This window comes from Actinoplanes sp. 13, from assembly GCF_056134165.1.
On sequence record NZ_JBVYOQ010000011.1, the window covers coordinates 146,105 to 167,980 of the forward strand.

Genomic DNA, 21,876 nt, shown 5'->3' on the forward strand with positions numbered 1-21,876 from the left:
CATGAGCACAGACACCTTCACCGACGTGCAGAGACTGCTGACGCCGGGCTGACCGGCGTTCCGGATTCCGGGAGGGGCTCATGCCGATCAACGAGGAACCGGGGCGCGCGCGCAGCGAGCCCGAGGAGGGTTCCGGGCACGGGCGGCTGAGTGTCCGCCTCGGCGGTGTGACGCAGCGTGCCGGCCCGGCCGGGCCGGGGCACGTCACGGAGTCCGGCGGCAGGCCGCCGGCCCTGACGTACGTGCCGGAGCCGGACGACGCCGGGCCGTACCGTCTGATGGTTCTGCTGCACGGCGCCGGCGGTACGGCGCGGCAGGGCCTGGAGCTGATGCTGCCGGTGGCGCGGAGCCTGCGCCTGTTGCTGGTGGCGCCCGAGTCGGCCGGTACGACCTGGGACGTCATCTCCGCCGGCTTCGGCCCGGACGTGCGGCACCTCGATCGGGTGCTGTCCGAGGTGCTCGGCGCCTGTCCGGTCGACCGGATGAGCATCGGTGGCTTCTCGGACGGCGCCTCGTACGCGTTGTCGCTCGGGCTGACCAACGGCGACCTTTTCGACAGCATCCTGGCGTTCTCGCCCGGCTTCGCCGCCCCGATGGTGACGCACGGCGCGCCACGGGTGTTCGTCTCGCACGGTGACGGCGACCGGGTGCTGCCGATCGACCGCTGCAGCCGCCGCCTGGTCCCGTGGTTGCGCAAGCTCGGATACGACGTCACCTACGAGGAGTTCCGTGGCGGTCACGAGGTGCCGGACGACGTCGTGCGGCGCGCCGCGGCGTGGTTGCGGGTTCGGGCGGATGACGCCTGACCGGGACGCCGCATCCTCGGGTGCTGCGTCGATGCGTACCGGAGTCTCGGTGACATCGCCGAGAAAATCTGGGTTGAGGCGACTAGACATTCTGGCGGTAGCCAGTTAGTGTTCCTCTCGTTGACAACAGAGATCGTTGAAGACGCAGACGATTCAGAACCGAGCGTCAAAGCAGGGCCCGGAATGTTCGTGGCTCGCTCGGCCGAGCGGTGGAAAGGCATCACCGCACGCAGGTGCACCACAAGACCTTGACGTTTCTCCAGGTCAGGGCAGATGCGGGTGGGGCTGAGGCAGGTTTGGGGCTCCCCCTGATGCAGGACCGCAAGAAGCAAGGCAGGACAAGACCTTGACGTAATTCCAGGTCAGGGCAAACGCGGACAGGGCTGAAGCAGTTTCGGGGCTCTGCCTGATGAAGCAGAAGTTTGTGTGGCAAGCCTGCCGCACGTGTGCGGGGCCATGAAGTTGCGTGGGGCTCCGACACCGGCAGGAGGAAATGGAAGCAGAGGAAAGGGAGGGCCGAGCACCGTTGGATCGCCCGCCGACAGGACGTGCTTCTGGTCCGTGGCGGACACCGCAGTCTCCATCGAACGTGAGGTGGTCTCCGGTCACGCTTATGCGATCCTCGCACCCTGAACCGCCGACGGCGGTAGGTGCGGAAAAGGCAATCCGGCGAAACCGCCGGTAGATGGTGTATTCAACCCGTAACCCTGGGCCCCGGCGCTTCACGCGCCGGGGCCCTCGTCATGAACGCGTACGGCTTGGTCCGCGGGTCCGGCCAGGTGCGTGGTTCCGGTCCGGGACACCGCTCGGGGGTAAGGGCACGGATTCGCGCCTATGCTGCGTCGCGTGACCGAGAGCGCGAGGAGCCGGATGGATCTCGACGATGTGCTGCTCGCGGTGGAGAAAGCCGCCCCGGTCGACGCGGTGCACGCGGTGGCCCGCACCATCGGGGCGCAACTCGGCGCGCTGTGGGTGTCGTTCCTGGTGGCGCTCACCGCCACCCTGTGTGTCAGCGCGCTGCGCAACGCCCGCCGTCGCGGCGCGACGCTTCTCGAACAGGCAATGGCCGCGAACCGGGCGATCCGTGACAACACCCCGGCCGGGTCGCCGTTCGCCACCGGCCTCCTCGGCCGCCTCGACCTGTCGACCGGGGTCCTCGACGTCGTCAATGCCGGGCACCCCGCACCCCTGCTGGTTCGCGCCGGGACCGTTGGACCCGTGGCGTTGCCGGCCAACCGGCCGCTCGGGGTGCTGCCCGACAAGCCGTACCGGGCGGTCCAGTTCCAGCTGGAGCCGGGCGACCGCCTCGTCCTGCTCACCGACGGCATGCTGGAACACGGCGCCGCCGTACTCGACCTGCCCGCGCGGCTGCGGGAGCTGATCCCGCTGCATCCCCGCGAGGTCGTCCGGGTTCTCGGTGACATGGTCCTGCAGGTCGCCGGCCCCGTGCTGCCCGACGACGCCTGCCTGCTGGTCCTCGACTGGCACGGCGGTCACGGCGAGACCAGGTCCACCGCTGCCGGCGCCGACCCGCACCGGGCCAGCCGGACCGACCGCGACTTGGCGCCGAGTGAGCGACAGACCTGACTCCGCAAAACGTGCCGTAGGGGATGCGATCGCCGCTACGGCCTCCCGGTAGCGGCAAACATGATCTCCATCGCCACCGCAAATCGGGAGGTACGACCATGAAGAAGCTGCTCCTCGGCGCCCTGGCCGCCGGTATCGTGCTCGCCCCGCAGGCAGTCTCCCCGGCCGCTTCCGCCGCGGCCACCGACCCCATCCTGGCGGCAAGCGCCAGGTCGTGATCAAGCCGATCCCGTCCTTCGAGTCGATCGTCGCGATCGACTCGAAGGGCCGGCTCGGCCTGACCGACGGTGCGGCGAAGTTCGGGCTGTTCGTGCTCACGCCGGTCGGCAAGAAGTATCAGATCAAGACCGCGAAGGCGGGTGACGGCAAGAAGGCCGCCTGCATCGGGATCAGGAACAACGGCAGTAACCCGCTCACCGCCGTGGCCGCGACCTGCGACCCGAAGCGGGCCGGGCAGCTGTTCGACATCACCAGGCTGACGGCGAAGGACAACGGCCGGCCGACGTACGCGATCAGCAACGGCGGCGCGTTCCTGCAGTACTTTCCCCGAACCGGCCTGATCGCTGAGGAGCTGGGCGACGCCCCTCTGCTGACGTCGTACTCCTTCGTGGACAACGGCCCGGCCCCCAAGCTGGGCTGACCTGGCAATCAGCCGGAGTCCGGCCCGAGCCGGAGGTGGCTGGTGATCCGGTAACGGTCGCCGCGGTAGACGGAGCGGGTGAACTCGATGAGCCGCCCGCTGTCGTCCTGGGTGGTGCGTTCGAAGAGCAGCGCCGGTGAATGGAGCGGCACGCCGAGCCAGCCGGACTCGCCGGCGTCGGTGACTGTCGGCTCGATGGTCTGCACCGCGTCGGTCGCGTTGACCTGGTACCGCTCGCGCAGCCGGCGGTAGAGCGAGCCGGCGACGAAGTCCTCGGCGGCTATGCCGGGGACCAGCGCGGCGGGCAGCCGGATCGCCTCCAGGGCCATCGGGTCGCCGTCGACGATCCGCAGGCGCCGGACGTGGAGCAGTTCGTCGCCGGGGGAGAGCTGCATCCGCCGGCCGAGGCGGGCGCCCGCCGGCTCGGTGCGGAACTCCAGCACCTTGCTGGTCCAGTCGCCCTCGGCCGGTGGGACGGGCTGTCCGAGGGCGGACGGAACCTCCTGCGAGATCTTGTGTGGACTGGTGAAGGTGCCGCGCCCGTGCTGGCGGACGAGCAGGCCGCTGCGGGCCAGGTCGTCGATGGCCGCCCGCACCGTCGGGCGGGAGGCGCTGAGGAGCTCGGAGAGGGACCGTTCGGACGGCATCGGGTCGCCGGGCGCGCGGGCGTCGATCAGCTCGCGCAGTCTGTCCCGCACCTCAGCACGCCGCACAGCGCCCCCTATCGCCCTGGCGGGCACCGCGAGTTCTCCACTGGTCTGCCGTCGCCAAGTGTCCATGCTCGGCAGCGGTTCTGTCGACCCGCGTCGGTCGTACCAGGTCAGAGTCATGAATGGCACTGTTAAGAAAGTTGCACATGGGGTATTGACGTGGACCACTGGCGTGGACGACGGTATCCGGGCGGCCGATTTCCGAACCACTGGTCAGTTTCTCGTGAGCGGAGTGTTCGGCTGCTCCCCCGACCGGCGTCCTCTATGCGAAGGAGCCCACCCCCATGGGGCTTACGCCAACACGCAAAATCGCCTTTGGTACGACCATCGCCGCGACCGTCGCAGCCTTCGCCGGCATCGGCGTCGCCGCTGCCCCCAGCAGCAGTGCCGCGGTCGGCTGCGGTGTGCTCTTCGACGACTTCAACTATTCCTCGCGCACCGACGCGGCGCTGAGCCAGCGCGGCTGGAGCGTGCGCAGCAACGCCGGCGGCCCGGGTGTGGCCGGGGCGCGCTGGCTCGCCGACAACGTGTCCTTCCCGACCGTCGACGGGCAGAAGGTCGCCCAGCTCAAAGCGGTCACCGACGGCACCGCGGCGGGCACCTCGCACGCCGAGTTCTCGCAGAGCAACCGCCGCTTCTTCGAAGGCACGTACCTCGCCCGGATCAAGTTCGCCGACGCCCCGGTCAGTGGCCCGGACGGTGACCACGTGAACCAGACCTTCTACACGATCTCGCCGCTGACCGCCCCGCGCGACCCGTTGTACTCCGAGATGGACTTCTCCGAGTACCTGCCCAACGGCGGCTGGGGCGAGCCGGGCCCGATCAACTACCAGACCACCTGGTACACCTACGTCGCCGACCCCTGGTATGCCGACAACCAGCACACCAGCCAGTCCCGCAGCATCGCCGGCTGGCACGACGTGATGGCGACCGTCTCCGGCGGCCACGTGAAGTACTACATCGACGGCGCGCTCGTCGGCGACCACTCCGGCAAGGTGTACCCCCGCCAGAACATGTCGATCGACTTCAACCAGTGGTTCATCGACCTGGCCGGGCACGCCGGTGGCACCAGCACGTACCTCCAGTCGGTCGACTACGTCTATCACGCCAAGAAGCAGGTTCTGAGCCCGGCGCAGGCGTCCGCCGCGATCAACGGATACCGCTCCGGTGGCACCACGCACGCCGACAACGTGGTCTCCACCAACGACTGCGACCCGGGCGTCCCGCCGGGCACCAACCCGCCGACGACGCCGCCCACCACGACGCCCCCGGCATCCGGCGCGACCATGCTGCAGTCCAACTTCAGCGGACGGTGCATCGACATCCCGGGCGGTGTGCCGAACGCCGGCGCCCGGCTGCAGATGTGGGACTGCAACAGCAGCGACGCGCAGAAGTGGACGTTCCACGCCGACGGCACCCTGCGCGCGATGGGCAAGTGCATGGACCCGGCCGGCGGCGCCCTGGCCAACACCACGCCGATCCAGCTGGCCGACTGCAACGCCAACCCGGTGCAGCGGTTCACCCTCACCTCCGCCCGGACGCTGCTCAACGTCTCGTCCGGCCGGTGCGTGGACATCAAGGACTGGAACGGCACCAACGGCGCCACTTTGCAGCTCTGGGATTGCGCCGCAACCGCCAACCAGATCTGGGGCAAGCTCTGACTCCGACCGCGAAAAGACCCGCGCCGGCTTCCGGCGCGGGTCTTCTCCGTGAGGTCGTGTGAAGTTGGGGTGCGAATCGAGCCGCAAGTTCACACGCTTGTCTACTGGGTGATCCGGTCCTTGCCGGGGCCGCCGCTGATCCGGTCGTTGCCGGCCTGGCCGATCAGGGTGTCGGCGCCCGCACCGCCGAAGATGACGTCGGCACTGTCCGGAACGTCCCCGTCCAGCTCGCCGCCGACGATCCCGTCGTTGCCGGCCTCGCCGTACATCTTGTCGCTTCCCGGGCCGCCGGCGATGGCGTCGTCGCCCTGGCCGCCCCGGATGGTGTCGTTGCCGCCGTCGCCGTGCAGATCGTCGTGGCCGGTGTGGCCGTACACGGTGTCGTTGCCGCTGCCGGCGAGAACGATGTCGTTGCCGGAGCCGCCCCGCAGCCAGTCGTTGCCGCCTCCGCCGTGGACGTGATCGACACCCGATCCGCCGTCGATCGCGTCCGCGCCGGCGCCACCGTGCAGCCTGTCGTCGCCGGCGTCGCCGAACAACCGGTCCCGGTTCGAGCCGCCGGCCAGGATGTCGTCGCCGGCGCCGCCCTCGGCCACCATGCGTACCGCGGTCCGGTTGCGAACCTTGTCGTTCCGGTCGCCGAGCGTGACGCTGATCTCGGTGGGGTTCACCGAAGTGGTGCACCTGACCACGGTCCGGTCGCCGGCCACCGCCTTGCAGCCCTTGCCGGGGTTGATGACAGCCGAGTCGTCGAGGGTGACGGTTCGTCCGGAAATCGTGACGACCAGCGAGTTGGACCGGCCCGCCGCGGCGGTGAACGTGACGATGCTGTTGCTCTTCCCCAGCACCTGAGCGGTGCCGACGGTGGCGGCCTGAGCCGAGGAGGCGAACAGGGTGGTCGTGGTGGCCACGGCGGCGGCACCTGCGAGAGCGAGCGCCTTGCGGTTGAACAGGAACATGGAATCCCCCGGGTTTCTGGTCGTTCTGACATCTGATGCGATGCGGCCGCAGGCGAGGTAGTTCTCGAACTTGCATCACGAATCGATAACAGCCCTTCACGGGGACGGCCGCCCCTCGCGGAAGCGGGAGACGGCCGTGAGCCGGATCGTCAGCGCGGGTCGCCGTTGAACCTGGCGGTGGACCAGAAGTAGCCGAGGACGGCCAGGCCCACGCACCATCCGACGGCGAGCCAGCCGTTGTGGCCGATCCCGGTGCCCAGCAGCAGGCCGCGGAGGGTCTCGATGGCCGGCGTGAAGGGCTGGTACTCGGCGATCGGCTGGAACCAGCCGGGCATCGCGTCGACCGGCACGAAGGCGCTGGAGAGCAGTGGCAGCAGGATCAGCGGCATGGCGTTGTTGCTGGCCGCCTCGGCGTTCGGGCTGACCAGGCCCATCCCGACGGCGATCCAGGTCAGCGCCAGAGCGAAGAGGGCGAGCAGGCCGAACGCGGCCAGCCATTCCAGAACCGTGGCGTCGGTGGAGCGGAAGCCGATGGCCACCGCGACGGCGCCTACCAGGATCACGCTCAGGACCGACTGCAGGACGCTGCCGGCCACGTGCCCGACGAGGACCGATCCACGGTGGATGGCCATCGTGCGGAAGCGGGCGATGATGCCCTCGGTCATGTCGTTGGAGACCGAGACGGCTGTCCCGATCACGGTGCTGCCGATGGTCATCAGCAGCAGTCCGGGTACGAGATAGGCGATGTACGCCGACCGGTCCGGCGCACCGCCTATGCCCGCGCTCAGGGTGTCGCCGAAGATGTAGACGAACAGGAGCAGCAGCATGATCGGGGTGAGCAGCAGGTTCAGGGTGAGCGACGGGTAGCGGCGCGCGTGCAGCAGGTTGCGGCGCAGCATGGTGGACGAGTCGCGGACGGCGAGGGCGAGGGTGCTCATCGGACAGCCTCCTGAGGCTGGTCGGCGCCGGTCAGGGCGAAGAAGACGTCGTCGAGGTCGGGGGTGTGCACGGTCAGCTCGTCGGCCTCGATGCCGGCGGAGTCGAGCCGGTCGAGGACCGAGCGCAGGTCGCGCTGGCTGCCGTCGCTGGGGATCTGCAGCGACAGCGACTCGTCGTGCCGGGCGGCTCCGCCCAGTGCGCGGGCGGCGTCCTGGTACGCGGCCGGGTCGGTGAAGCGGAGCCGGACGTGCCCGCCGGGGATCAGCCGCTTCAGCTCGTCGGCGGTGCCCTCGGCGGCGATCCTCCCGTTGTTGAGCACGGCCACCCGGTCGGCGAGCTCGTCGGCCTCCTCCAGGTATTGCGTGGTGAGGAAGACGGTGACGCCGCCGGCGACGAGCTCCCGGATGATCTGCCACATGTTGTGCCGGCTGCGCGGATCCAGACCGGTGGTCGGCTCGTCGAGGAAGATGATCCGCGGGTTGCCGACCAGGGTCATCGCGATGTCGAGGCGGCGCCTCATGCCGCCGGAGTACGTCGAGGCGGGCTTCTTCGCGGCTTCCATCAGGTCGAAGCGTTCCAGCAGCTCGGCGGCGGCCCGGCTGCCGTCGCGGCGGGACAGGTGGTGCAGGTCCGCCATCAGCAGCATGTTCTCCTCGCCGGTGATCAGGCCGTCGACGGCGGAGAACTGCCCGGTGACACCGATCGTGGCGCGGACCGCCTGCGGGTCGGTGGCGAGGTCGTGGCCGGCGACGCGGATGTCGCCGGAGCCGGGGCCGGGGGAGACCAGGGTGGAGAGGATCTTGACGGCGGTGGTCTTGCCCGCGCCGTTGGGGCCGAGGAGCGAGAAGACTGTTCCTTCCGGGACGGTCAGGTCGATGCCGTCGAGCACGACCTTGTCGCCGTAGGACTTGCGCAGGCCGTTCGCCGTGATGGCCGGGGTCGTCATGGTCGATCTCCTCAAGAAAAGGGGGCTCAGAGGCTGCGGGCGGTGATGTCGCCGTAACCGGTGGTCGCGTGGACGTCGAGCTCGGCGGCACCGTCGTTGCGGAGGCTGTTGCTGATGCGGCCGTGCCCGGTGCCGGCGTCGAGGGCGGCCGAGACGCCGGGTGCCGCGCCGATCGTGATCGCACCGGCCTGGGCACTCAGCACGACCTTGCCGGGACCGGCCTCGGCGATCCGGATGTCGCCCTTGCCGGTGCTGATCTCGGCCGGGCCGGTGAGCCGGCCGATCGAGACGTCACCGGCAGCGGTGTTGAGGCGGGCGCTCGTCGCCTCGTCGAGCTTGATCGAGCCGTGCGCGCCCTCGTAGGTGACGTCGCCGAGCCGCCCGACACCGCGAAGGTCGGCGCTCGCCGCCTTCGCTTCGATGCGCGAGCCGGCCGGCAGTTGGACGGTCACCTCGATGGAGCCGGAGCTGCCGAGGTACTGGCTCTTCGGCGAGGCTTCGATCCGCAGCACACCGTCGGCGTACTCGATGGTGGTCTGCTCGGCGACCTTGACGTCCCGTTCCTTGGCGGCGTCCGCCGGGAGCACCTCGACGGAGGTGTCGGAGCGGTCGGCGGCGATGAACTGGATCCGCCCGGCGGGGATGTCCAGGACGGCGGAGATGGGGGCGGGGGTGGTGAAGCTCTGCATTGTTCTGCTCCTGTGCTCGTTGTTTCCGATGTGGGAAACGCTACGTTGCGTTTCCATATCGAGCAACAACATTGTTGCACTTTTAGAGAACAGCAGCTGCTCAGGCCCGGTAAATCGTTGCATCAGCTCAGAATCTAATGCAATGCGGCACGTCGTTGCGTTGCAATGAATGAGAATTGAACGCTATGCTGGCGACATCCGAGGAGCGCGGAGGAGATCACCATGCCGGGAGGCAGACTCAGCCAGCAGGAACGCCAGCAGATCGCGTTGGGCGTGGCCGACGGCCTCGCCTATGCGGAGATCGCCAGGCGCCTCGATCGTCCGACCTCGACGATCACGCGCGAGGTCATGCGCAACGGCGGCCCCACCGGTTACCGCGCCGACCTGGCCCACCGCGCCTCCGAGCGCCGCGCCCACCGGCGCCGGCCGCCCGCGGCGCCGGGGTCGGAGGCACCGGCCCTGACCCCCGGGCAGGACGCCGATGCCGTCCGGGAGTACGAGGAGACGTTCACCACGATCCTGATGCAGTCCGGCCTGCCCAAGATGACCGCCCGGGTGCTGACCTGCCTCTACATCACGGAGACGGCCAGTCTGACCGCGTCCGAGCTGGTCCGGCGCCTGCAGGTGAGCCCGGCGTCCGTCTCCAAGGCGACCGCCTTCCTCGAGGGTCAGGGCCTCATCCGGCGGGAACGCGACGAGCGCCGCCGCGAGCGGTACATCGTCGACAACGACGTGTGGTACCAGTCGATGATCGCCGCCGCGAAAGCCAACTTCGATCTGGCCGGGACCGCGCGGCAGGGCGTCGGCATCCTCGGTCCGGGCACCAAGGCCGCCGCCCGCCTGGAGAACATCGCCCGGTTCATGGACTTCACCGGGGAAGCCATCATCCGGGCCGCGGAACAGGCCCGCGAGATCCTCTCCACCGGCCCCGAGGTGAGCTAGGTCGTATGAGCTACGGGACTGCTCCATTGCGGATCTCCGATCATCCGGCCGGGCCGGTGCAGCGCGTCGTAACGGTAGCGTTCTATGATGGCGGCCCCTTCGCTGGATCTTGGAGCCCTCGTGCCGCACCTGTCCCGGCTGCTCACCGCCGGTTTGACCGTCTTCGCGTCTACTGTCCTCTTCGCTGCTCCGGCTTCCGCCGAAGGCACGGTCGCCGTGGCCTCCGTCTCCGGGACGACCGTGCGGTTCACCGCGGCCTACGAGGGCGTCAACAAGGTCATCGTCACCCGTTCCGGGCGGACCGTGACCATCGACGACCGGTTGCGGATCAAGCCGGGTAAGGGCTGTAAGCAGGTCAAGGGTGACAAGACGCGGGTCCGCTGCACCACCGCGAAGATCCCCTCCCGGGTCCGGCTCCAGCTGCACGGCGGCAACGACAGCGCGACCAACCGCACCGACCTGCCGATCACCGCCAACGGCGGCGACGGCAACGACCGGATCTACGGCGGATCGAAGGCGGACCTGCTGCGCGGCGACAACGGCGCCGACCGGCTCTGGGGACTCGGTGGCAACGATCGGCTGGAAGGCGGCATCGGCAACGACGCGCACTCCGGCGGGGCGGGCAACGACACCTTCTTCGGTGACTGGGGCAACGACACGTTCTACGGCGGCGCCGGCAACGATCGGGGCTTCGGCCACGACGGCAACGACACCTTCCACGGCGACGCCGGCACCGACTGGGCCACCGGTGACGCGGGCGCGGACACCCTGCGTGGCGGCGCGGGCGACGACACGCTGAGCGGTGGCACCGGGAACGACAAGATGTACGGCGACGCCGGCAACGACGACCTGGATGGGCAGCAGGACCGCGACCGCGTCGACGGTGGCGCCGGCGACGACTGGCTCTTCGGTGACAACCCCATGCTCGGCACGCCGGCCGCCGACGTGCTGGTGGGCGGTGCCGGCACCGACCGGGTGCACTACAACCTCTACGGCAAGGGCGTCGTCGTGGACCTCGACGGCTCCGCGGGCGACGACGGGATCCCCGGCGAGGGCGACACGGTCGCCGCCGACGTCGAGGGCATCATCGCCGGCAGCGGCCCCGACCGGTTGACCGGCAACAGCGCTGCCAACTACATCGAGGGCCGCAACGGCAACGACATCATCCGCGGCGGCGCCGGCAACGACACGGTCGACGGCATGGACGGCCGGGACGAGATCTACGGCGAGGCGGGCGACGACACCGTCGGCGGTCTGGACCCGATCTACGGCGAGGCCGCCGACCGGCTGGACGGCGGCAGCAACAGCGCCACCGGCGACCACTGCATGGTCACCGTCTCCGACGTCCTGATCGGCTGCGAGATCCGGAGCTGAGCGGCTCCGCGCCACCGCGCCCCCGAGCGCCGCGACCAGCAGGTGAAGGCCGGCACACGAAGCGGCCACCGTGCGTGTGAAGTTCGGGCGCGGAGCGCACCCGAACTTCACACGCTGTTACGTCAGCAGCGGCCCAGGTCCTGCCACTGCTCGGTCCAGCCGGGTTCCGAGCCCTGGCTCCACCACCTCGACCTCCAGAGGTGGACGCCCTGCCCCGACTTCGGGCCGGACGGGTCGCCGTACCGGCTCTTCTCGTGCTTCACCACGCTGCCGCCCGGATAGGCGGTCCCGTGCTGCCAGCTCACCGCGCTGGAGCAGTCACCGGCCGGCGGCGGCGTGGTCGGCGTCGGTGACGGCGGTGTCGATGACGGCGGTGTCGGCGTCGGGTCGACGCACGGGCCGGACGCCGCCACCGTGTCCGAGAACGCGGTGCCCGCGGACCGGTACGACGCCGTCTGCGAGGTCACCTGACCGGGGCTGAGCACCTGGTTCTTGGCGAACAGCACCCAGTCCACCTGCTCGACATAGGTGGAGGTGCCGCCGGTGTGGGTGGCCGTGTCGATGAACCACAGGTTCCAGTTGATGGTCATCGTCTGGCGCGGGAAGTACTTGCCACCGTGGTCGCCCACCTGCACGCCGTCGATGTAGTAAACGACGTGCCCGTTCGCCACCTGCGCCACCAGGTCGTGCCAGCCGTCCAGGCTGGACCGCTGCTCAGAGTGCATGTTGTCGGCGAACCAGGGGTCGGCGCGGTACGTGTACCAGGAGGTCTGGTAGTTGATCGGACCGGTTTCGCCCCAGCCGCCGTTCGGCAGGTACTCGGAGATGTCCAGCTCGCTGTAGGTGGGGTCCATGTCCCCGTTGAGCGGGCTGATCGTGAAGAAGGTCTGGTTGATGTGGTCGCCGTCGTTGCCGCTGACCGGTGCGTCGGTGAACCGGACCCGGCTGGCGTAGGTGCCCTCCAGGTAGCGCTTCTGCGTGGAGTAGAGCTCGGCGTGCGAGGTCCCGGCGGCCGTGCCGTCGGTCGACGCGGTGAGCTGCATGACCTTCTGACCGCCGTTGGTCGGGAAGGTGATCGCCGACGGTGACCAGTTGGCGCCGGGCACGCCCGGGCCGCCCTGGTAGCTGCGCGGCGTCCAGCCGTTGGCGGTCAGGGACGGGTCCGACGACGAGCTGTAGTGGAAGTCGTCGAACAGGTAGCCGCAGTCGGCGGCCGCGGCGCTGCCGGCGTTCATCACGACGGCGCTGGTTGCGGTCAGCACCGTCGCGGCGACGCCGACGAATAGACGTTTGCCGATGGACATGGACAGACTCCTCCCGGGGGATGGGCTCGGAGTGTTAGCGGACCGCGCCGGCGGTCATACCGGCGCGGATGTGCCGTTGGAACGCGACGTAGGCGACGAGCACCGGCAGCATGGCGATGGTCAAGCCGGCGAACAGGCCGCTCCAGTCACTGCGGTAGCCCTGGCTGACCGACAGGGCGGCCAGACCCTGTGCCAGGACGTACCGGTCCGGGTCGGGATTGAGAACCAGGGGGAGCAGGTACTGGTTCCAGAGCCCGAGGAAATTGAAGATGCCGACCGCCACCAGGCCGGGGCGGGCGAGCGGGAGCATGACACGGAAGAAGACCGCGGCGTGCGAGCAGCCGTCGAGGACGGCGGCCTCCGCGACTTCGGTGGGCAGGGTGCGGAAGAAGGCGTGCAGGAAGAAGATCGTGAAGGGTACGGCGTACGCGGTGTAGACCAGGATGAGTCCGGGATAGGTGCCGAGCAGGCCGAGTTGCTGCACCACGAAGAACAGCGGCACGAGGGCCAGGAACACCGGGAAGAACATCGCCGCGACGAACGTGTAGTAGATCAGGCGGTTGCCCCGGAAGTCGTACCGTGCCAGGGCGTACGCGACCAGTGAGCCGAGCAGCATGGTCAGCACCAGCGCGCCGCCGACCACGATCACGCTGTTCAAAAAGTACCGGCCGATGCTCGCTGCGGTCCAGGCCCGCGACCAGTTCTCGAAGTGCAACTCGCCGGGCACGCCCCACGGGTCGTTGAGAATCTCGTCGTCCGTCTTGAGCGAGCTGACCACCGCCCAGAGCAGCGGCAACGCGGTCACCACCGCCCACGCGAACATCGCCAGGTGCGGCAGCGGATTGGGCCGGGCCCGGGGCGGCGAGACCCGGTCGACCGAGGCGGGGCGTTCCAGCAATGCGGTCATGCCATCTCCACCTGGTTGCGACGGCCCCAGCGCAGCGCGAATACCGCGAGCGTGAGCGCGGCGAAGAACAGCGCCACCCCCATCGCTGTGGCGTAACCGAACTTGCCGTACGTGAAGGCGGTCCGATAGAGCGACAGCCCGACCACCTCGGTGGCGCCGTCCGGTCCGCCCGGACCGACCGTCATCACCTGGACCAGCACGAACCCGTCCAGCGCCGCGATGCCGAGATAGACGAACGCCACCTGCACGCTCTCCCGGACCAATGGCAGGGTGACCCCGCGGAAAGTGGCCCACGGGCCCGCGCCGTCGAGCACCGCGGCCTCGAACAGCTCCTTCGGTATGCCGTCGATCGCCGCGCTGAACAGCACCACGTAGAAGCCGACCGACGACCAGACCACCACCGCCATCACCGAGATCAGTGCCGTCGACGGCTCGGCCAGCCAGCTGCGTGCCAGGCCGTCCAGCCCGACCGCCCGCAGGCCCGAGTTGAGCAGCCCGGTGTTGGGGTTGTAGACGAAACCCCAGAGCACCGCAATGATCACGAGCGAGAGCATCTGCGGGAAGAAATAGACGATCTGGTACGCGGACGAGCCGCGTATCCGCCGCCGCCCGTGCAGCATGCTCGCCAGGAACAGGGCCAGCGCGATCGTGACCACCGGCACCACCACCAGCATCACCGCGTTGTTGCGGACCGCGTCCAGGAAGAGCGAGTCGCCGCCGAGGCGGGCGAAGTTGTCCGCCCCGACGTACCGTGCCTCGCCGGCCACCCCGGTCCAATCGGTCAGCGACAGATAGAACGCCTGGGCGTACGGCGAGAGCACGAAGACGACGTGCAGCACCAGCGCCGGCACGAGCGCGGCGAGAAGGAACCGCCACCGGCCGTGTCGCATCAGCGTGTGTACTTCTTGACGGTGGAGTCCTTGGCCAGCGCGTCGGCGGCCTTCTGGATCCGGGTGGACCAGTCGGCCGGGCTGATCCGGCGGTTCACGAGTTCGCCGGTGGCGTCGTCGATCGCTTTGGCCAGCGGCGCGTACCACGTACGGAACCGGTAGTTGAAAGCGTCGCCACCGGCGGCCGTGACCGCGTCGCGCACCGAGCCGAGGCCGCTGGAGAGCGTCAGTCCGTCGGTCGCTCCGGCGACTGCCGGCAGCGTGCTGTTGGCCTGCGCGAACGCCGTCGCCGACGCCTTGGAGAAGAGGATCCGCAGGTATTCCTGACCACCCGGCACGTTCTTCGCCTTTGCCGGCACCAGGTACGACTCGCTGCTGGCCGCCTGCACCGCGGTGACCGGAAGCTTGTCCGCCGCGGAGCCGCTCGGCACGGTGCCCATGACCATGTCGAAGCCGGCCGGTGTGACGTCCTTCTGCTCGGCCTCCAGCCAGGAGCCGCACGGGATGAACGCGGCCTTTTTCTGGCACCACGCGGCCTGCGCCTCGGTGTGCGACAGCGCCTCCGAGCCGGACAGCAGATAGCCCTTGCCGGCCAGTTCGGCGAACGCCTCGGCGGCCTGGGTCAGGCCCGGCTGACGCCAGGCGTCCGGCGCCAGGTTGTCGACCGCCTTCACCAGGTCCAGTCCGCCGATCTTGGCGGCCATGGTGAGCAGCGGGTCGTTGATGTACTCCGGGTACTTGCCCTGGTACGTCCAGGGCGCGATGCCCGCCTTCTTGATCGTCTCGCAGAGCGCGAGCATCTCGGTCCAGCTCTTCGGGTACGCCCAGCCGCGCTCGGCGAACAGCGACTTGGAGTACCAGAGGCCCCAGACGGTGTAGGTGAAGTTCAGCGTGACCGTGCTGCCGTCGAACGTGCCGTCCTCGACCACACCGGGCAGCAGGGTGTCGCGCACCTTCTTGCCGGGCTGGTCGAAGGCCGGCGCGTCGAGGAGTTCGGCCAGGTCGGTGACCTGCTTCGCGGCGACCAGCGTGGCGATGTCGAGCCGGCCGGCGCCGGTGTTGTCCACCACGTCCGGCGGGTCGTTCGACACGAAGCGGGGCTGGATGGCCTCGCCGACCTTCTGCAGTCCCTTATGGTCGATCTTGGCGGCCGGGTATTTCTCGTTGTAGACACGTTCGGCGTCGATCGCGTACTGGTCGCCGTACCCCCCTTTGAAGACCACCACCTCGAGGGGCGCGTCGGGCTTGACCCCCAGCGGGTTGTCGGCGCTCTTGGCGCCGCCGCCGGTGTCGGCGGGCTCGTCGTCGTCCGCGGCGGTGACGCACGCGGCCAGCAGGGGTGCGCTCAGCGCGGCAGCTCCCGCTGTCCTGAGCAGGCTTCTTCGGGTGGGGTACGGTCTGGGCAGGGATTCAGGGTTCATCAGCGGGCTCTTTCTTCCCTATGCGGTACGCCGGATGCGCCCGGCGTACCGCGCCTCGAGTTCTGCGTTGTGTTCCTTGCCGCCGGGCACGTTGTCCGACAGGTAGACCGGCGGGGTGATCCCCGCCGCGAGCAGGCGAGCCACCACCTCGGTGACGAGCTGCTGGGCCAGCAGCGCCGCGGTGATCGAGGAGACCGCGCCGACCGCCCCGCCACCGGGCAGCGGCAGCGTCGCGTCCCCGTACGGCGCTCCGTTGTCCAGCACCACGTCGGCGATCTCGCCGAGCTTGCGGCCGCTCGGATGACGCGACGCCACCCCGGCCGAGTGCTCCGCGGACGTGATCGCGATCAGCGCGTGGCCGTGCTCCTTGACCAGCAGCGCCATCTCCACGACGGCGCCGTTGATGCCGGAGTTGGAGGCGATCACGAACGCGTCGTCCGGTTTGACCGGGGCCAGCTGGTAGAGCTTGTGGGCGATGTCGGTGTTGCGCTCCACGGTCGGGTCAGCGAGCGCCTCGATCGGCTCGCCGCCGTAGAGGACGATGTCGCGCAGCGCGATCCGGTTGGTGGGAACCAGCCCGCCGGCCCGTCCGGCGATCTCCATGGCCAGCGCCTCGGAGTGCCCGCAGCCGAACGCCTGGATCACGCCCCCGTTGCGCACCGCCTCGGTCAGGAGGTCGGCCGCGCGATCCTTGCGGTCCCGCTGGCCCCGGCCGATCCGGCCGACCACGTCCTCGATGTGTCGCAGGTAGTCCCCGCTGGTGATGGTCACGGTGTTCCCTTCTCCGACCTGCGTTTACGGGTCGGCACCTTTTCCGGCAGTCGGTGCGCGTCCACGGCGCGCACGGTCAGCTCCAGCGCCTCGGCGGTGCGCTCGTAGGTGCGCTGGGCGACCGCGACGTAGATCAGGTCGAGGACGAGCAGCTGCGAGTGCAGCGCGGAGAGCGCCGCCAGCCGGAACGTGGTCTCCAGCACCGACGTGGTGAAGACGACGTCGGCCACCTCGGCGAGCGGTGACCGGTTGAAGCTGGTCACCGCGACGGTCAGGGCGCCGTGGTCGGCCGCCTCGGCGAGGGTCTCGATCACCTCGCGGGTCCGGCCGGAGTGCGACAGCCCGATCGCGACGTCGCCGGGAAGCAGCAGCGCCGCGTTGGTCAGTGCGGTGTGGCTGTCCTGCCGGTGCCAGACCGGGACCCGGATCCGCTCCAGCCGGAACGCCATCTCGCGGGCCGCGGTGCCACTGCTGCCCAGGCCGAACAGCTCGACGCGCTGGGCGCCGGCGATGGTGTCGGCGACCCGCTCGACGTCCCTGATCTGGATGCCCGCGGCGGTGCTCTGGATGGCCCGGGTGTCGGCCGCGGCGACGACGCTGAGGACCTGGTCCAGCGAGTCGGACGGGGTGATGTCGCCGCTGATGTCGGTCTCCCAGCGGGCCTGCTCGGCGCGCCCGGTCTCGGTGGCGACGGCGACGCGGAGGCTGGCGTATCCCTTGAAGCCCAGGGTGCGGCTGAACCGGGTGACGGTCGCGGTCGACGTCCCGGAGCGTTCGGCCAGGTCCACGATGCTGGCGTGGGCCGCGGTCTCCGGGTCGGCCAGGATCGTCTCCGCGATCCGGCTCAGCGCCTCCGGCATCTGTGGACCCTCGATGCGCAGCCGCCCGAGCAGCCCGCCGCTCTCACCCGTCATCCGTGGTCATCCTTTTCATCAAGTGCTGTTGTCGATGAAAATTACGACCGTCGACACAACTAGTCAACAATGAATTTCTGTGTTTCGATCTCGGCATGGACCTCGTGGTAGGTGTCGACGCTGGTGGGACGGCATCACGGGCCGTCGTGGCCACCCTCGCCGGGGCGGTGGTGGGCCGTGGTCGCGCCGGTCCCGGCAACCTGTTCGCGGCCGGTCCGGCAGCAGCGTCGGCCATCGGCGACGCCTTGCGGCAGGCACTGTCCGGCGCGGACCCGGCAGCGGTCGCCGGCGGCGTGCTCGGCCTGGCCGGCACCGGCGCCTGCACCGATCCGGCGATCCTCGCAGCCCTCGACGCCGCCTGGCGGGGCGCCGGGCTGAGCTGCGAGCGGACCATCGTCGGGGACGCGGTGACCGCCTTCGCCGCCGGCACTGCCGCGTCGTCCGGCGCGGTGCTGATCGCCGGGACCGGCGCGGTGGCGGCCCGGATCGAGGAGCATCGGATCGTCCGGGTCGCGGACGGTCTCGGCTGGCTGCTCGGCGACGAGGGGTCCGGCCACTGGCTCGGGGTCAGCGCCCTGCGTGCGGCCGTCCGGTCCTGGCCCTCGCCGTTCGCGTCGGCGGTCGCCGCGCACGCCGGGGTGCGCGGCCGGGACGAGCTGATCCACTGGGCACAGGAGCTGCCGCACGCCCGCATCGCCGCCCTGGCGCCGGTGGTGTGCGACCAGGCCCGCTCCGGCTCACCGGAGGCCGTCACGATCGTCGCCGCGGCGGTCCGTCACCTCACCGCGACGCTCGACCAGGTCGGTGCGGACGGCCCGGTGGTGCTCGCCGGCGGTCTGCTCGTCGCCGACACCCCGCTTCGTGACGGCCTCCTCGCGGTGCTGCGACCTCGCGGCGAGGTCTTGACCAGCGGAGACCCGGCTGCGGCCGCCGCCTGGCTGGCCGCCCGCCGCTTTCCCGGAGTCGACGCCGCGGCTCTGCACGCCGTCGTTACCCTTTCGTGACCGCGAATCGAGAACTACTTCGTTCCCTCCGGCATCGCACCTGATGTCGGATCAACCGGCACACGGTCGAGCACGGGGGAACAGAGATGCGCAAGGTGACTTTCACCGGGGTACTGCTGGTCACGATGGCAGTGACGGCCGGGTGCGGGGGCGGGCCGCAGCGGCTGGACGGTGATGCGCTGCCGGCCGCGGCGATGAGCTCCGCACCGGCGGCCCCTACCTCGGCGCCCACATCGGGCTCTCCCTCCGTGCCGGCTTCCTCGGCGCCCGCGACCAGCACGCCCCCCTCGCGGGCGAAGACGTCGAAGTCGCCGGCCCGGCCGCCGACAGTGCTGGGCCGGGACGGATTCGGCGCGCTCAAGCTGGGCATGAGCCGGTCACAGGCCGAGGCGACCGGCCTGATCTCCGGGTATGAGACCGAGGACTTCGGTGCCGGGTGCGGCATCTCGAAGATCAAGGGAACCGACGCCACCGTCTTCTTCACCCCCGGGATGGGCGTCTCGAGCATCGACGCCCCGCCCGGCGTCCGCACCACGGCCGGTATCCGGCTGGGCAGCACGATGACGGCGGTGCAGGAGGCGTACCCCGGCTGGGAGCTGGCTGTCGGCGACGGTGACACCGGCTGGGGCTGGACCGGGGAGAGCGACGACAATCAGCCCGCTTACCGGATCGACGTGCGGGACGGCAAGGTCAGTTACCTGGTGTGGGCGGCCGAGGGACAGAAGTGCGTCGAGTGACGTGCAGGGTGCTCAGCACGGCATCGGTGCGGTCGGTCGCGTCCGTCTGCCTCAGCTGGACGTAGAGGCCGCCGCCGAGGGTGACCTCGGTGTACGAGACGGTGGTCCCGTCGCACGCCACGAACCGCTCCGCGCGGCCGGTCACCGCGCCGGCCCGGACGTCCCGGCCGGGCAACCGGGTGCACCGATCGTGCGGTTGCGCGGCGCCACCGACGCCGACGAAGACCGCCGGGCCCACCCCGGTGACGAGGTCCGCGCCGATGGTCAGGGCAGGCGCGCGCCCGCTGCCCGGCGCCCAGCCCGCGGTGCGGGCCTGTCCGGCCCAGCCCTGCGGCACCGCGACCGACAGGGTCCGGCTGTCGTCGGTCACCCGGACCCAGCCGGCCGGGGTCGACAGTGGATCGGCGGCGCCGCCGAGCGCGCCGAGCGCAGCGACCGCTGTCAGGGCGCCGGCGGCCCGCCCCGCCCACCGCGCCGGCCGGGGCTCGGCCAGCCGGGCCAGCGCGGCTGCCAGCGCTGCAGTGGTCGGGAAACGCCGGTCCCGGTCGGTGTCCAGGGCCCGCTGCACGATCCGGTCGACCTCACGGGGGACCCCGGGCCGCAGCCGGGACGGCGCCGGAGCGCCGGGCTCCGGAACCCGGCCGGTGAGCATCTCGTACGCCAGCGCACCCACCCCGTAGACGTCGGCCCGCACGTCCAGCCCGCCGCCGGGAACCAGCTGCTCCGGGGCCATGTAACCGGGGCTGCCGGCGACCACGGTGAACCCGGAGGCGTGCGCGATCTCCTTGGCCAGGCCGAGGTCGGCGACCAGCACCCGCTCGACGCCCCGCACCGTGTCGAACAGGACGTTCGTCGGTTTCAGGTCGCGGTGCAGCACACCCGAGGCGTGCAGCACGGTGACCGCCTCGGCGATCTCCGCCGCCGTCCGCAGGGCGGTGCCGATCGCCATCGGCCCGGTGGCCAGCCGATCCGCCAGGGTGCCGCCGGAGGCGTAGGTCATCACCTGGTACGGCCGGCCGTCCGGCAGCTCACCGAAGTCGTGCACCCGGACGAGGCGCTCCGAGTCGGCCCGGCGCAGCACCTGCGCCTCCTGCTCGAAGCGGGACCGCACGTCCGGGTGGTGGGCCCAGTTGTCGGCCAGCACCTTGATCGCGACGGGTGAGCCGAGGGCGTCGTCCTCGGCCAGCCAGACCGTGGCGAAGGCCCCGAAGCCCAGCCGGCGTTCCAGGCGGTAGCGGCCGATCTTGGCAGGCATTGACACACTGCACATTATGGGAGTCACGACCATGGAAGAACTCGCCCGCCGGGCCGCCGACGGCGATGCGCTCGCGCTGAACCAACTGCTCGCCGAGATCCGGCCCAGCGTGCTGCGCCGCTGTGCCCGCTTCCTGCCCTGCTATCAGGACGCCGAAGAGGCCTGCCAGGACGTGCTCCTCCAGGTGGCCCGGATGATCCACCGGTTCGAGGGCCGGTCGTTGTTCTCCACCTGGCTGCACGTGGTGATCGCCAACAGCGCCCGGCAGACGTACCGGACACTCAAGCGGCGCGCCGCCGAGCAGGCCCAGGACGTGCCGGTGGAGGTGGCCGATCCGCGGACCACAAGCGTGATCGCCGGATCGCGGCTCGACCTGCTGGACGCGCTGGAGCAGCTGGAGGCGCACCGGCCCGAACTGGTGGCGCCGATCGTGCTGCGGGACGTCTGCCAGCTCGACTACCGGGAGATCGCCGGGCATCTGGGCATCCCGGAGGGCACCGTGAAGAGCCGGATCCACCAGGCCCGCGCACACGTCCGGGAATATCTGACCCGCGGTATCTTCGGTATGTGAAGACGGTGACCAGGCGATTCGCCCTTCTGCGGGCGGACATCGAGGGCGCCGTCTGCCCGGTGCCGGAGGAGATCGCCGAGGCGCTGCACGGCCGGGAATCGATCACTGTCACGCTGGAGCACGGCGTCCGGGCGGCGGTCGAGACCACTCTGGAGCAGGACGTCGGCCGGCGGTTCACCGGCATCAACTGGCCGGCCGAGGTGCGACCGGGCGTGCTGGTCACCCTCTCCTGGCGGCCGGCGAAGGAGGAGATGCTGATCCGCACCGCCGAGCTGGACCAGCCGATGCGGATCGACGGCGCCGACTACTTCCATGAGTACGACGCGAAGGTCGTCACCCGGGAGTTCGATCCGGGCCGGTCGAACCACGGGCGGGTGCTCGGCGTGGTGCGCCGGCTGGGCCGGGTCTTCTCCGACGGCAGCGCGGTCTTCCCCGAGGCGGAGGTCGCCGCGCACGCCGGTCTGGGCCGGGGAGCGAAAGGCACGTTCCTGCTCACCAACGCCGTCGACCAGCTGATCCGGGAGGGCTATGTGACCCGGGTGACCGGCAGCCTGGACGCGGACGGCCGGCCGTCCTACCCGCCGGTCGACGGTGAACAGAGCGCCGAGATGCTCTTCTACGCCCCGCTGCTCGAGCCGATCGGGCCCTCCGGTGAGCGCGCCGAGCACTGGGTCAACGGCTTCGTCCGCAAGCTGCCGCCCGGCGCGCAGCCGTCCGAGAAGCAGCTCGAGCTGCACAGCCGGATCGCCGAGGAGACGCTGGAGCCGGGCTACACCTACGTGAAGAAGCATCACCGACACGGCTGATGAGCAATCGTCAGGTCGGCCCTGACTTTTCAAGATCGTCAGG

22 protein-coding genes are annotated in these 21,876 nt (G+C 70.2%); 10 read left to right on the forward strand and 12 right to left on the reverse strand.

The window, feature by feature from the left end:
• Positions 1 to 80: 80 nt before the first annotated feature.
• From AC0NH5_RS22430 to AC0NH5_RS22440, 3 genes are all read left to right on the forward strand, one after another.
• On the forward strand, positions 81 to 806 hold the full coding sequence (locus AC0NH5_RS22430) for an alpha/beta hydrolase (protein ID WP_474406948.1): 726 nt from the start codon (positions 81 to 83) through the stop codon (positions 804 to 806).
• Between the two features lie 870 nt (positions 807 to 1,676).
• Entirely contained in the window at positions 1,677 to 2,393 is a 717-nt protein-coding gene (locus tag AC0NH5_RS22435) for a PP2C family protein-serine/threonine phosphatase (protein WP_474406950.1), read from the forward strand.
• A 214-nt stretch (positions 2,394 to 2,607) separates the two neighbouring features.
• Positions 2,608 to 3,033, forward strand: a complete 426-nt coding sequence (locus AC0NH5_RS22440) for a hypothetical protein (protein ID WP_474406953.1) — start codon at positions 2,608 to 2,610, stop codon at positions 3,031 to 3,033.
• 8 nt (positions 3,034 to 3,041) lie between these two features.
• Here AC0NH5_RS22440 and AC0NH5_RS22445 read toward each other — a convergent pair whose 3' ends face one another.
• Positions 3,042 to 3,731, reverse strand: coding sequence for a GntR family transcriptional regulator (locus AC0NH5_RS22445; protein ID WP_474406955.1), 690 nt, complete (start codon positions 3,729 to 3,731; stop codon positions 3,042 to 3,044).
• 296 nt (positions 3,732 to 4,027) lie between these two features.
• On the opposite strand from AC0NH5_RS22445, the gene AC0NH5_RS22450 reads away from it, so the two are divergent.
• Positions 4,028 to 5,404, forward strand: a complete 1,377-nt coding sequence (locus tag AC0NH5_RS22450) for a ricin-type beta-trefoil lectin domain protein (protein WP_474406957.1) — start codon at positions 4,028 to 4,030, stop codon at positions 5,402 to 5,404.
• Positions 5,405 to 5,505: 101 nt separating this feature from the next.
• Here the strand turns inward: AC0NH5_RS22450 and AC0NH5_RS22455 are convergent, their stop codons facing one another.
• From AC0NH5_RS22455 to AC0NH5_RS22470, 4 genes are all read right to left on the reverse strand, one after another.
• Positions 5,506 to 6,363 (reverse strand): calcium-binding protein, encoded by an 858-nt coding sequence (locus tag AC0NH5_RS22455; RefSeq protein WP_474406959.1) that lies wholly within the window; start codon positions 6,361 to 6,363, stop codon positions 5,506 to 5,508.
• 149 nt (positions 6,364 to 6,512) lie between these two features.
• Positions 6,513 to 7,301, reverse strand: coding sequence for an ABC transporter permease (locus tag AC0NH5_RS22460; protein ID WP_474406961.1), 789 nt, complete (start codon positions 7,299 to 7,301; stop codon positions 6,513 to 6,515).
• Entirely contained in the window at positions 7,298 to 8,248 is a 951-nt protein-coding gene (locus AC0NH5_RS22465; RefSeq protein WP_474406964.1) for an ATP-binding cassette domain-containing protein, read from the reverse strand. The genes AC0NH5_RS22460 and AC0NH5_RS22465 overlap by 4 nt, the downstream gene beginning before the upstream one ends.
• A gap of 26 nt (positions 8,249 to 8,274) precedes the next feature.
• Positions 8,275 to 8,937: a DUF4097 family beta strand repeat-containing protein gene (locus AC0NH5_RS22470; RefSeq protein ID WP_474406966.1), complete on the reverse strand. Its 663-nt coding sequence runs from the start codon at positions 8,935 to 8,937 to the stop codon at positions 8,275 to 8,277.
• A 222-nt stretch (positions 8,938 to 9,159) separates the two neighbouring features.
• Between AC0NH5_RS22470 and AC0NH5_RS22475 the strand changes: the two genes are divergently transcribed.
• Together AC0NH5_RS22475 and AC0NH5_RS22480 are read left to right on the forward strand one after the other, a co-directional pair.
• Positions 9,160 to 9,879: a helix-turn-helix domain-containing protein gene (locus AC0NH5_RS22475; RefSeq protein WP_474406967.1), complete on the forward strand. Its 720-nt coding sequence runs from the start codon at positions 9,160 to 9,162 to the stop codon at positions 9,877 to 9,879.
• 87 nt (positions 9,880 to 9,966) lie between these two features.
• Positions 9,967 to 11,253: a calcium-binding protein gene (locus tag AC0NH5_RS22480; protein ID WP_474406970.1), complete on the forward strand. Its 1,287-nt coding sequence runs from the start codon at positions 9,967 to 9,969 to the stop codon at positions 11,251 to 11,253.
• 122 nt (positions 11,254 to 11,375) lie between these two features.
• Here AC0NH5_RS22480 and AC0NH5_RS22485 read toward each other — a convergent pair whose 3' ends face one another.
• From AC0NH5_RS22485 to AC0NH5_RS22510, 6 genes are read right to left on the reverse strand one after another with little or no spacing between them, the layout of a single operon-like run.
• A complete protein-coding gene (locus tag AC0NH5_RS22485; RefSeq protein WP_474406973.1) occupies positions 11,376 to 12,557 on the reverse strand; it encodes a glycoside hydrolase family 16 protein in 1,182 nt (393 codons plus the stop codon).
• Between the two features lie 34 nt (positions 12,558 to 12,591).
• Positions 12,592 to 13,464, reverse strand: a complete 873-nt coding sequence (locus tag AC0NH5_RS22490) for a carbohydrate ABC transporter permease (protein ID WP_474406975.1) — start codon at positions 13,462 to 13,464, stop codon at positions 12,592 to 12,594.
• A complete protein-coding gene (locus AC0NH5_RS22495; RefSeq protein WP_474406977.1) occupies positions 13,461 to 14,354 on the reverse strand; it encodes a carbohydrate ABC transporter permease in 894 nt (297 codons plus the stop codon). Before AC0NH5_RS22495 ends, AC0NH5_RS22490 begins: the two co-directional genes overlap by 4 nt.
• Positions 14,354 to 15,775, reverse strand: coding sequence for an N-acetylglucosamine/diacetylchitobiose ABC transporter substrate-binding protein (gene ngcE, locus AC0NH5_RS22500; RefSeq protein WP_474406979.1), 1,422 nt, complete (start codon positions 15,773 to 15,775; stop codon positions 14,354 to 14,356). The genes AC0NH5_RS22495 and ngcE overlap by 1 nt, the downstream gene beginning before the upstream one ends.
• A gap of 18 nt (positions 15,776 to 15,793) precedes the next feature.
• Positions 15,794 to 16,522 (reverse strand): sugar isomerase domain-containing protein, encoded by a 729-nt coding sequence (locus AC0NH5_RS22505; protein ID WP_474407150.1) that lies wholly within the window; start codon positions 16,520 to 16,522, stop codon positions 15,794 to 15,796.
• Positions 16,523 to 16,542: 20 nt separating this feature from the next.
• Positions 16,543 to 17,460, reverse strand: coding sequence for a MurR/RpiR family transcriptional regulator (locus AC0NH5_RS22510; protein ID WP_474406981.1), 918 nt, complete (start codon positions 17,458 to 17,460; stop codon positions 16,543 to 16,545).
• A gap of 95 nt (positions 17,461 to 17,555) precedes the next feature.
• On the opposite strand from AC0NH5_RS22510, the gene AC0NH5_RS22515 reads away from it, so the two are divergent.
• Positions 17,556 to 18,464, forward strand: a complete 909-nt coding sequence (locus AC0NH5_RS22515; RefSeq protein WP_474406984.1) for an N-acetylglucosamine kinase — start codon at positions 17,556 to 17,558, stop codon at positions 18,462 to 18,464.
• 86 nt (positions 18,465 to 18,550) lie between these two features.
• The gene (locus AC0NH5_RS22520) at positions 18,551 to 19,201 is read left to right on the forward strand and encodes a hypothetical protein (RefSeq protein ID WP_474406987.1); all 651 of its coding nucleotides are present in this window, start codon (positions 18,551 to 18,553) and stop codon (positions 19,199 to 19,201) included.
• On the opposite strand, the gene AC0NH5_RS22525 is transcribed toward AC0NH5_RS22520, so the two are convergent.
• Positions 19,155 to 20,456 (reverse strand): serine/threonine-protein kinase, encoded by a 1,302-nt coding sequence (locus AC0NH5_RS22525; protein WP_474406989.1) that lies wholly within the window; start codon positions 20,454 to 20,456, stop codon positions 19,155 to 19,157. The two genes, AC0NH5_RS22520 and AC0NH5_RS22525, sit on opposite strands and share 47 nt — an antisense overlap.
• Before the next feature lie 16 nt (positions 20,457 to 20,472).
• On the opposite strand from AC0NH5_RS22525, the gene AC0NH5_RS22530 reads away from it, so the two are divergent.
• Positions 20,473 to 21,027, forward strand: a complete 555-nt coding sequence (locus AC0NH5_RS22530; RefSeq protein ID WP_474406991.1) for an RNA polymerase sigma factor — start codon at positions 20,473 to 20,475, stop codon at positions 21,025 to 21,027.
• Positions 21,024 to 21,833, forward strand: a complete 810-nt coding sequence (locus AC0NH5_RS22535; protein ID WP_474406994.1) for a hypothetical protein — start codon at positions 21,024 to 21,026, stop codon at positions 21,831 to 21,833. Before AC0NH5_RS22530 ends, AC0NH5_RS22535 begins: the two co-directional genes overlap by 4 nt.
• Positions 21,834 to 21,876: the final 43 nt, after the last annotated feature.

Coding starts and splice junctions, on each gene's coding strand:
- AC0NH5_RS22430 (WP_474406948.1), top strand. CDS start 81: ATGCCGATCAACGAGGAACCGGGGCGCGCGCGCAGCGAGCCCGAGGAG.
- AC0NH5_RS22435 (WP_474406950.1), top strand. CDS start 1,677: ATGGATCTCGACGATGTGCTGCTCGCGGTGGAGAAAGCCGCCCCGGTC.
- AC0NH5_RS22450 (WP_474406957.1), top strand. CDS start 4,028: ATGGGGCTTACGCCAACACGCAAAATCGCCTTTGGTACGACCATCGCC.
- AC0NH5_RS22455 (WP_474406959.1), bottom strand. CDS start 6,363: ATGTTCCTGTTCAACCGCAAGGCGCTCGCTCTCGCAGGTGCCGCCGCC.
- AC0NH5_RS22460 (WP_474406961.1), bottom strand. CDS start 7,301: ATGAGCACCCTCGCCCTCGCCGTCCGCGACTCGTCCACCATGCTGCGC.
- AC0NH5_RS22465 (WP_474406964.1), bottom strand. CDS start 8,248: ATGACGACCCCGGCCATCACGGCGAACGGCCTGCGCAAGTCCTACGGC.
- AC0NH5_RS22470 (WP_474406966.1), bottom strand. CDS start 8,937: ATGCAGAGCTTCACCACCCCCGCCCCCATCTCCGCCGTCCTGGACATC.
- AC0NH5_RS22475 (WP_474406967.1), top strand. CDS start 9,160: ATGCCGGGAGGCAGACTCAGCCAGCAGGAACGCCAGCAGATCGCGTTG.
- AC0NH5_RS22480 (WP_474406970.1), top strand. CDS start 9,967: ATGGCGGCCCCTTCGCTGGATCTTGGAGCCCTCGTGCCGCACCTGTCC.
- AC0NH5_RS22485 (WP_474406973.1), bottom strand. CDS start 12,557: ATGTCCATCGGCAAACGTCTATTCGTCGGCGTCGCCGCGACGGTGCTG.
- AC0NH5_RS22490 (WP_474406975.1), bottom strand. CDS start 13,464: ATGACCGCATTGCTGGAACGCCCCGCCTCGGTCGACCGGGTCTCGCCG.
- AC0NH5_RS22495 (WP_474406977.1), bottom strand. CDS start 14,354: ATGCGACACGGCCGGTGGCGGTTCCTTCTCGCCGCGCTCGTGCCGGCG.
- ngcE (WP_474406979.1), bottom strand. CDS start 15,775: ATGAACCCTGAATCCCTGCCCAGACCGTACCCCACCCGAAGAAGCCTG.
- AC0NH5_RS22510 (WP_474406981.1), bottom strand. CDS start 17,460: ATGACGGGTGAGAGCGGCGGGCTGCTCGGGCGGCTGCGCATCGAGGGT.
- AC0NH5_RS22515 (WP_474406984.1), top strand. CDS start 17,556: ATGGACCTCGTGGTAGGTGTCGACGCTGGTGGGACGGCATCACGGGCC.
- AC0NH5_RS22520 (WP_474406987.1), top strand. CDS start 18,551: ATGCGCAAGGTGACTTTCACCGGGGTACTGCTGGTCACGATGGCAGTG.
- AC0NH5_RS22525 (WP_474406989.1), bottom strand. CDS start 20,456: ATGCCTGCCAAGATCGGCCGCTACCGCCTGGAACGCCGGCTGGGCTTC.
- AC0NH5_RS22530 (WP_474406991.1), top strand. CDS start 20,473: ATGGGAGTCACGACCATGGAAGAACTCGCCCGCCGGGCCGCCGACGGC.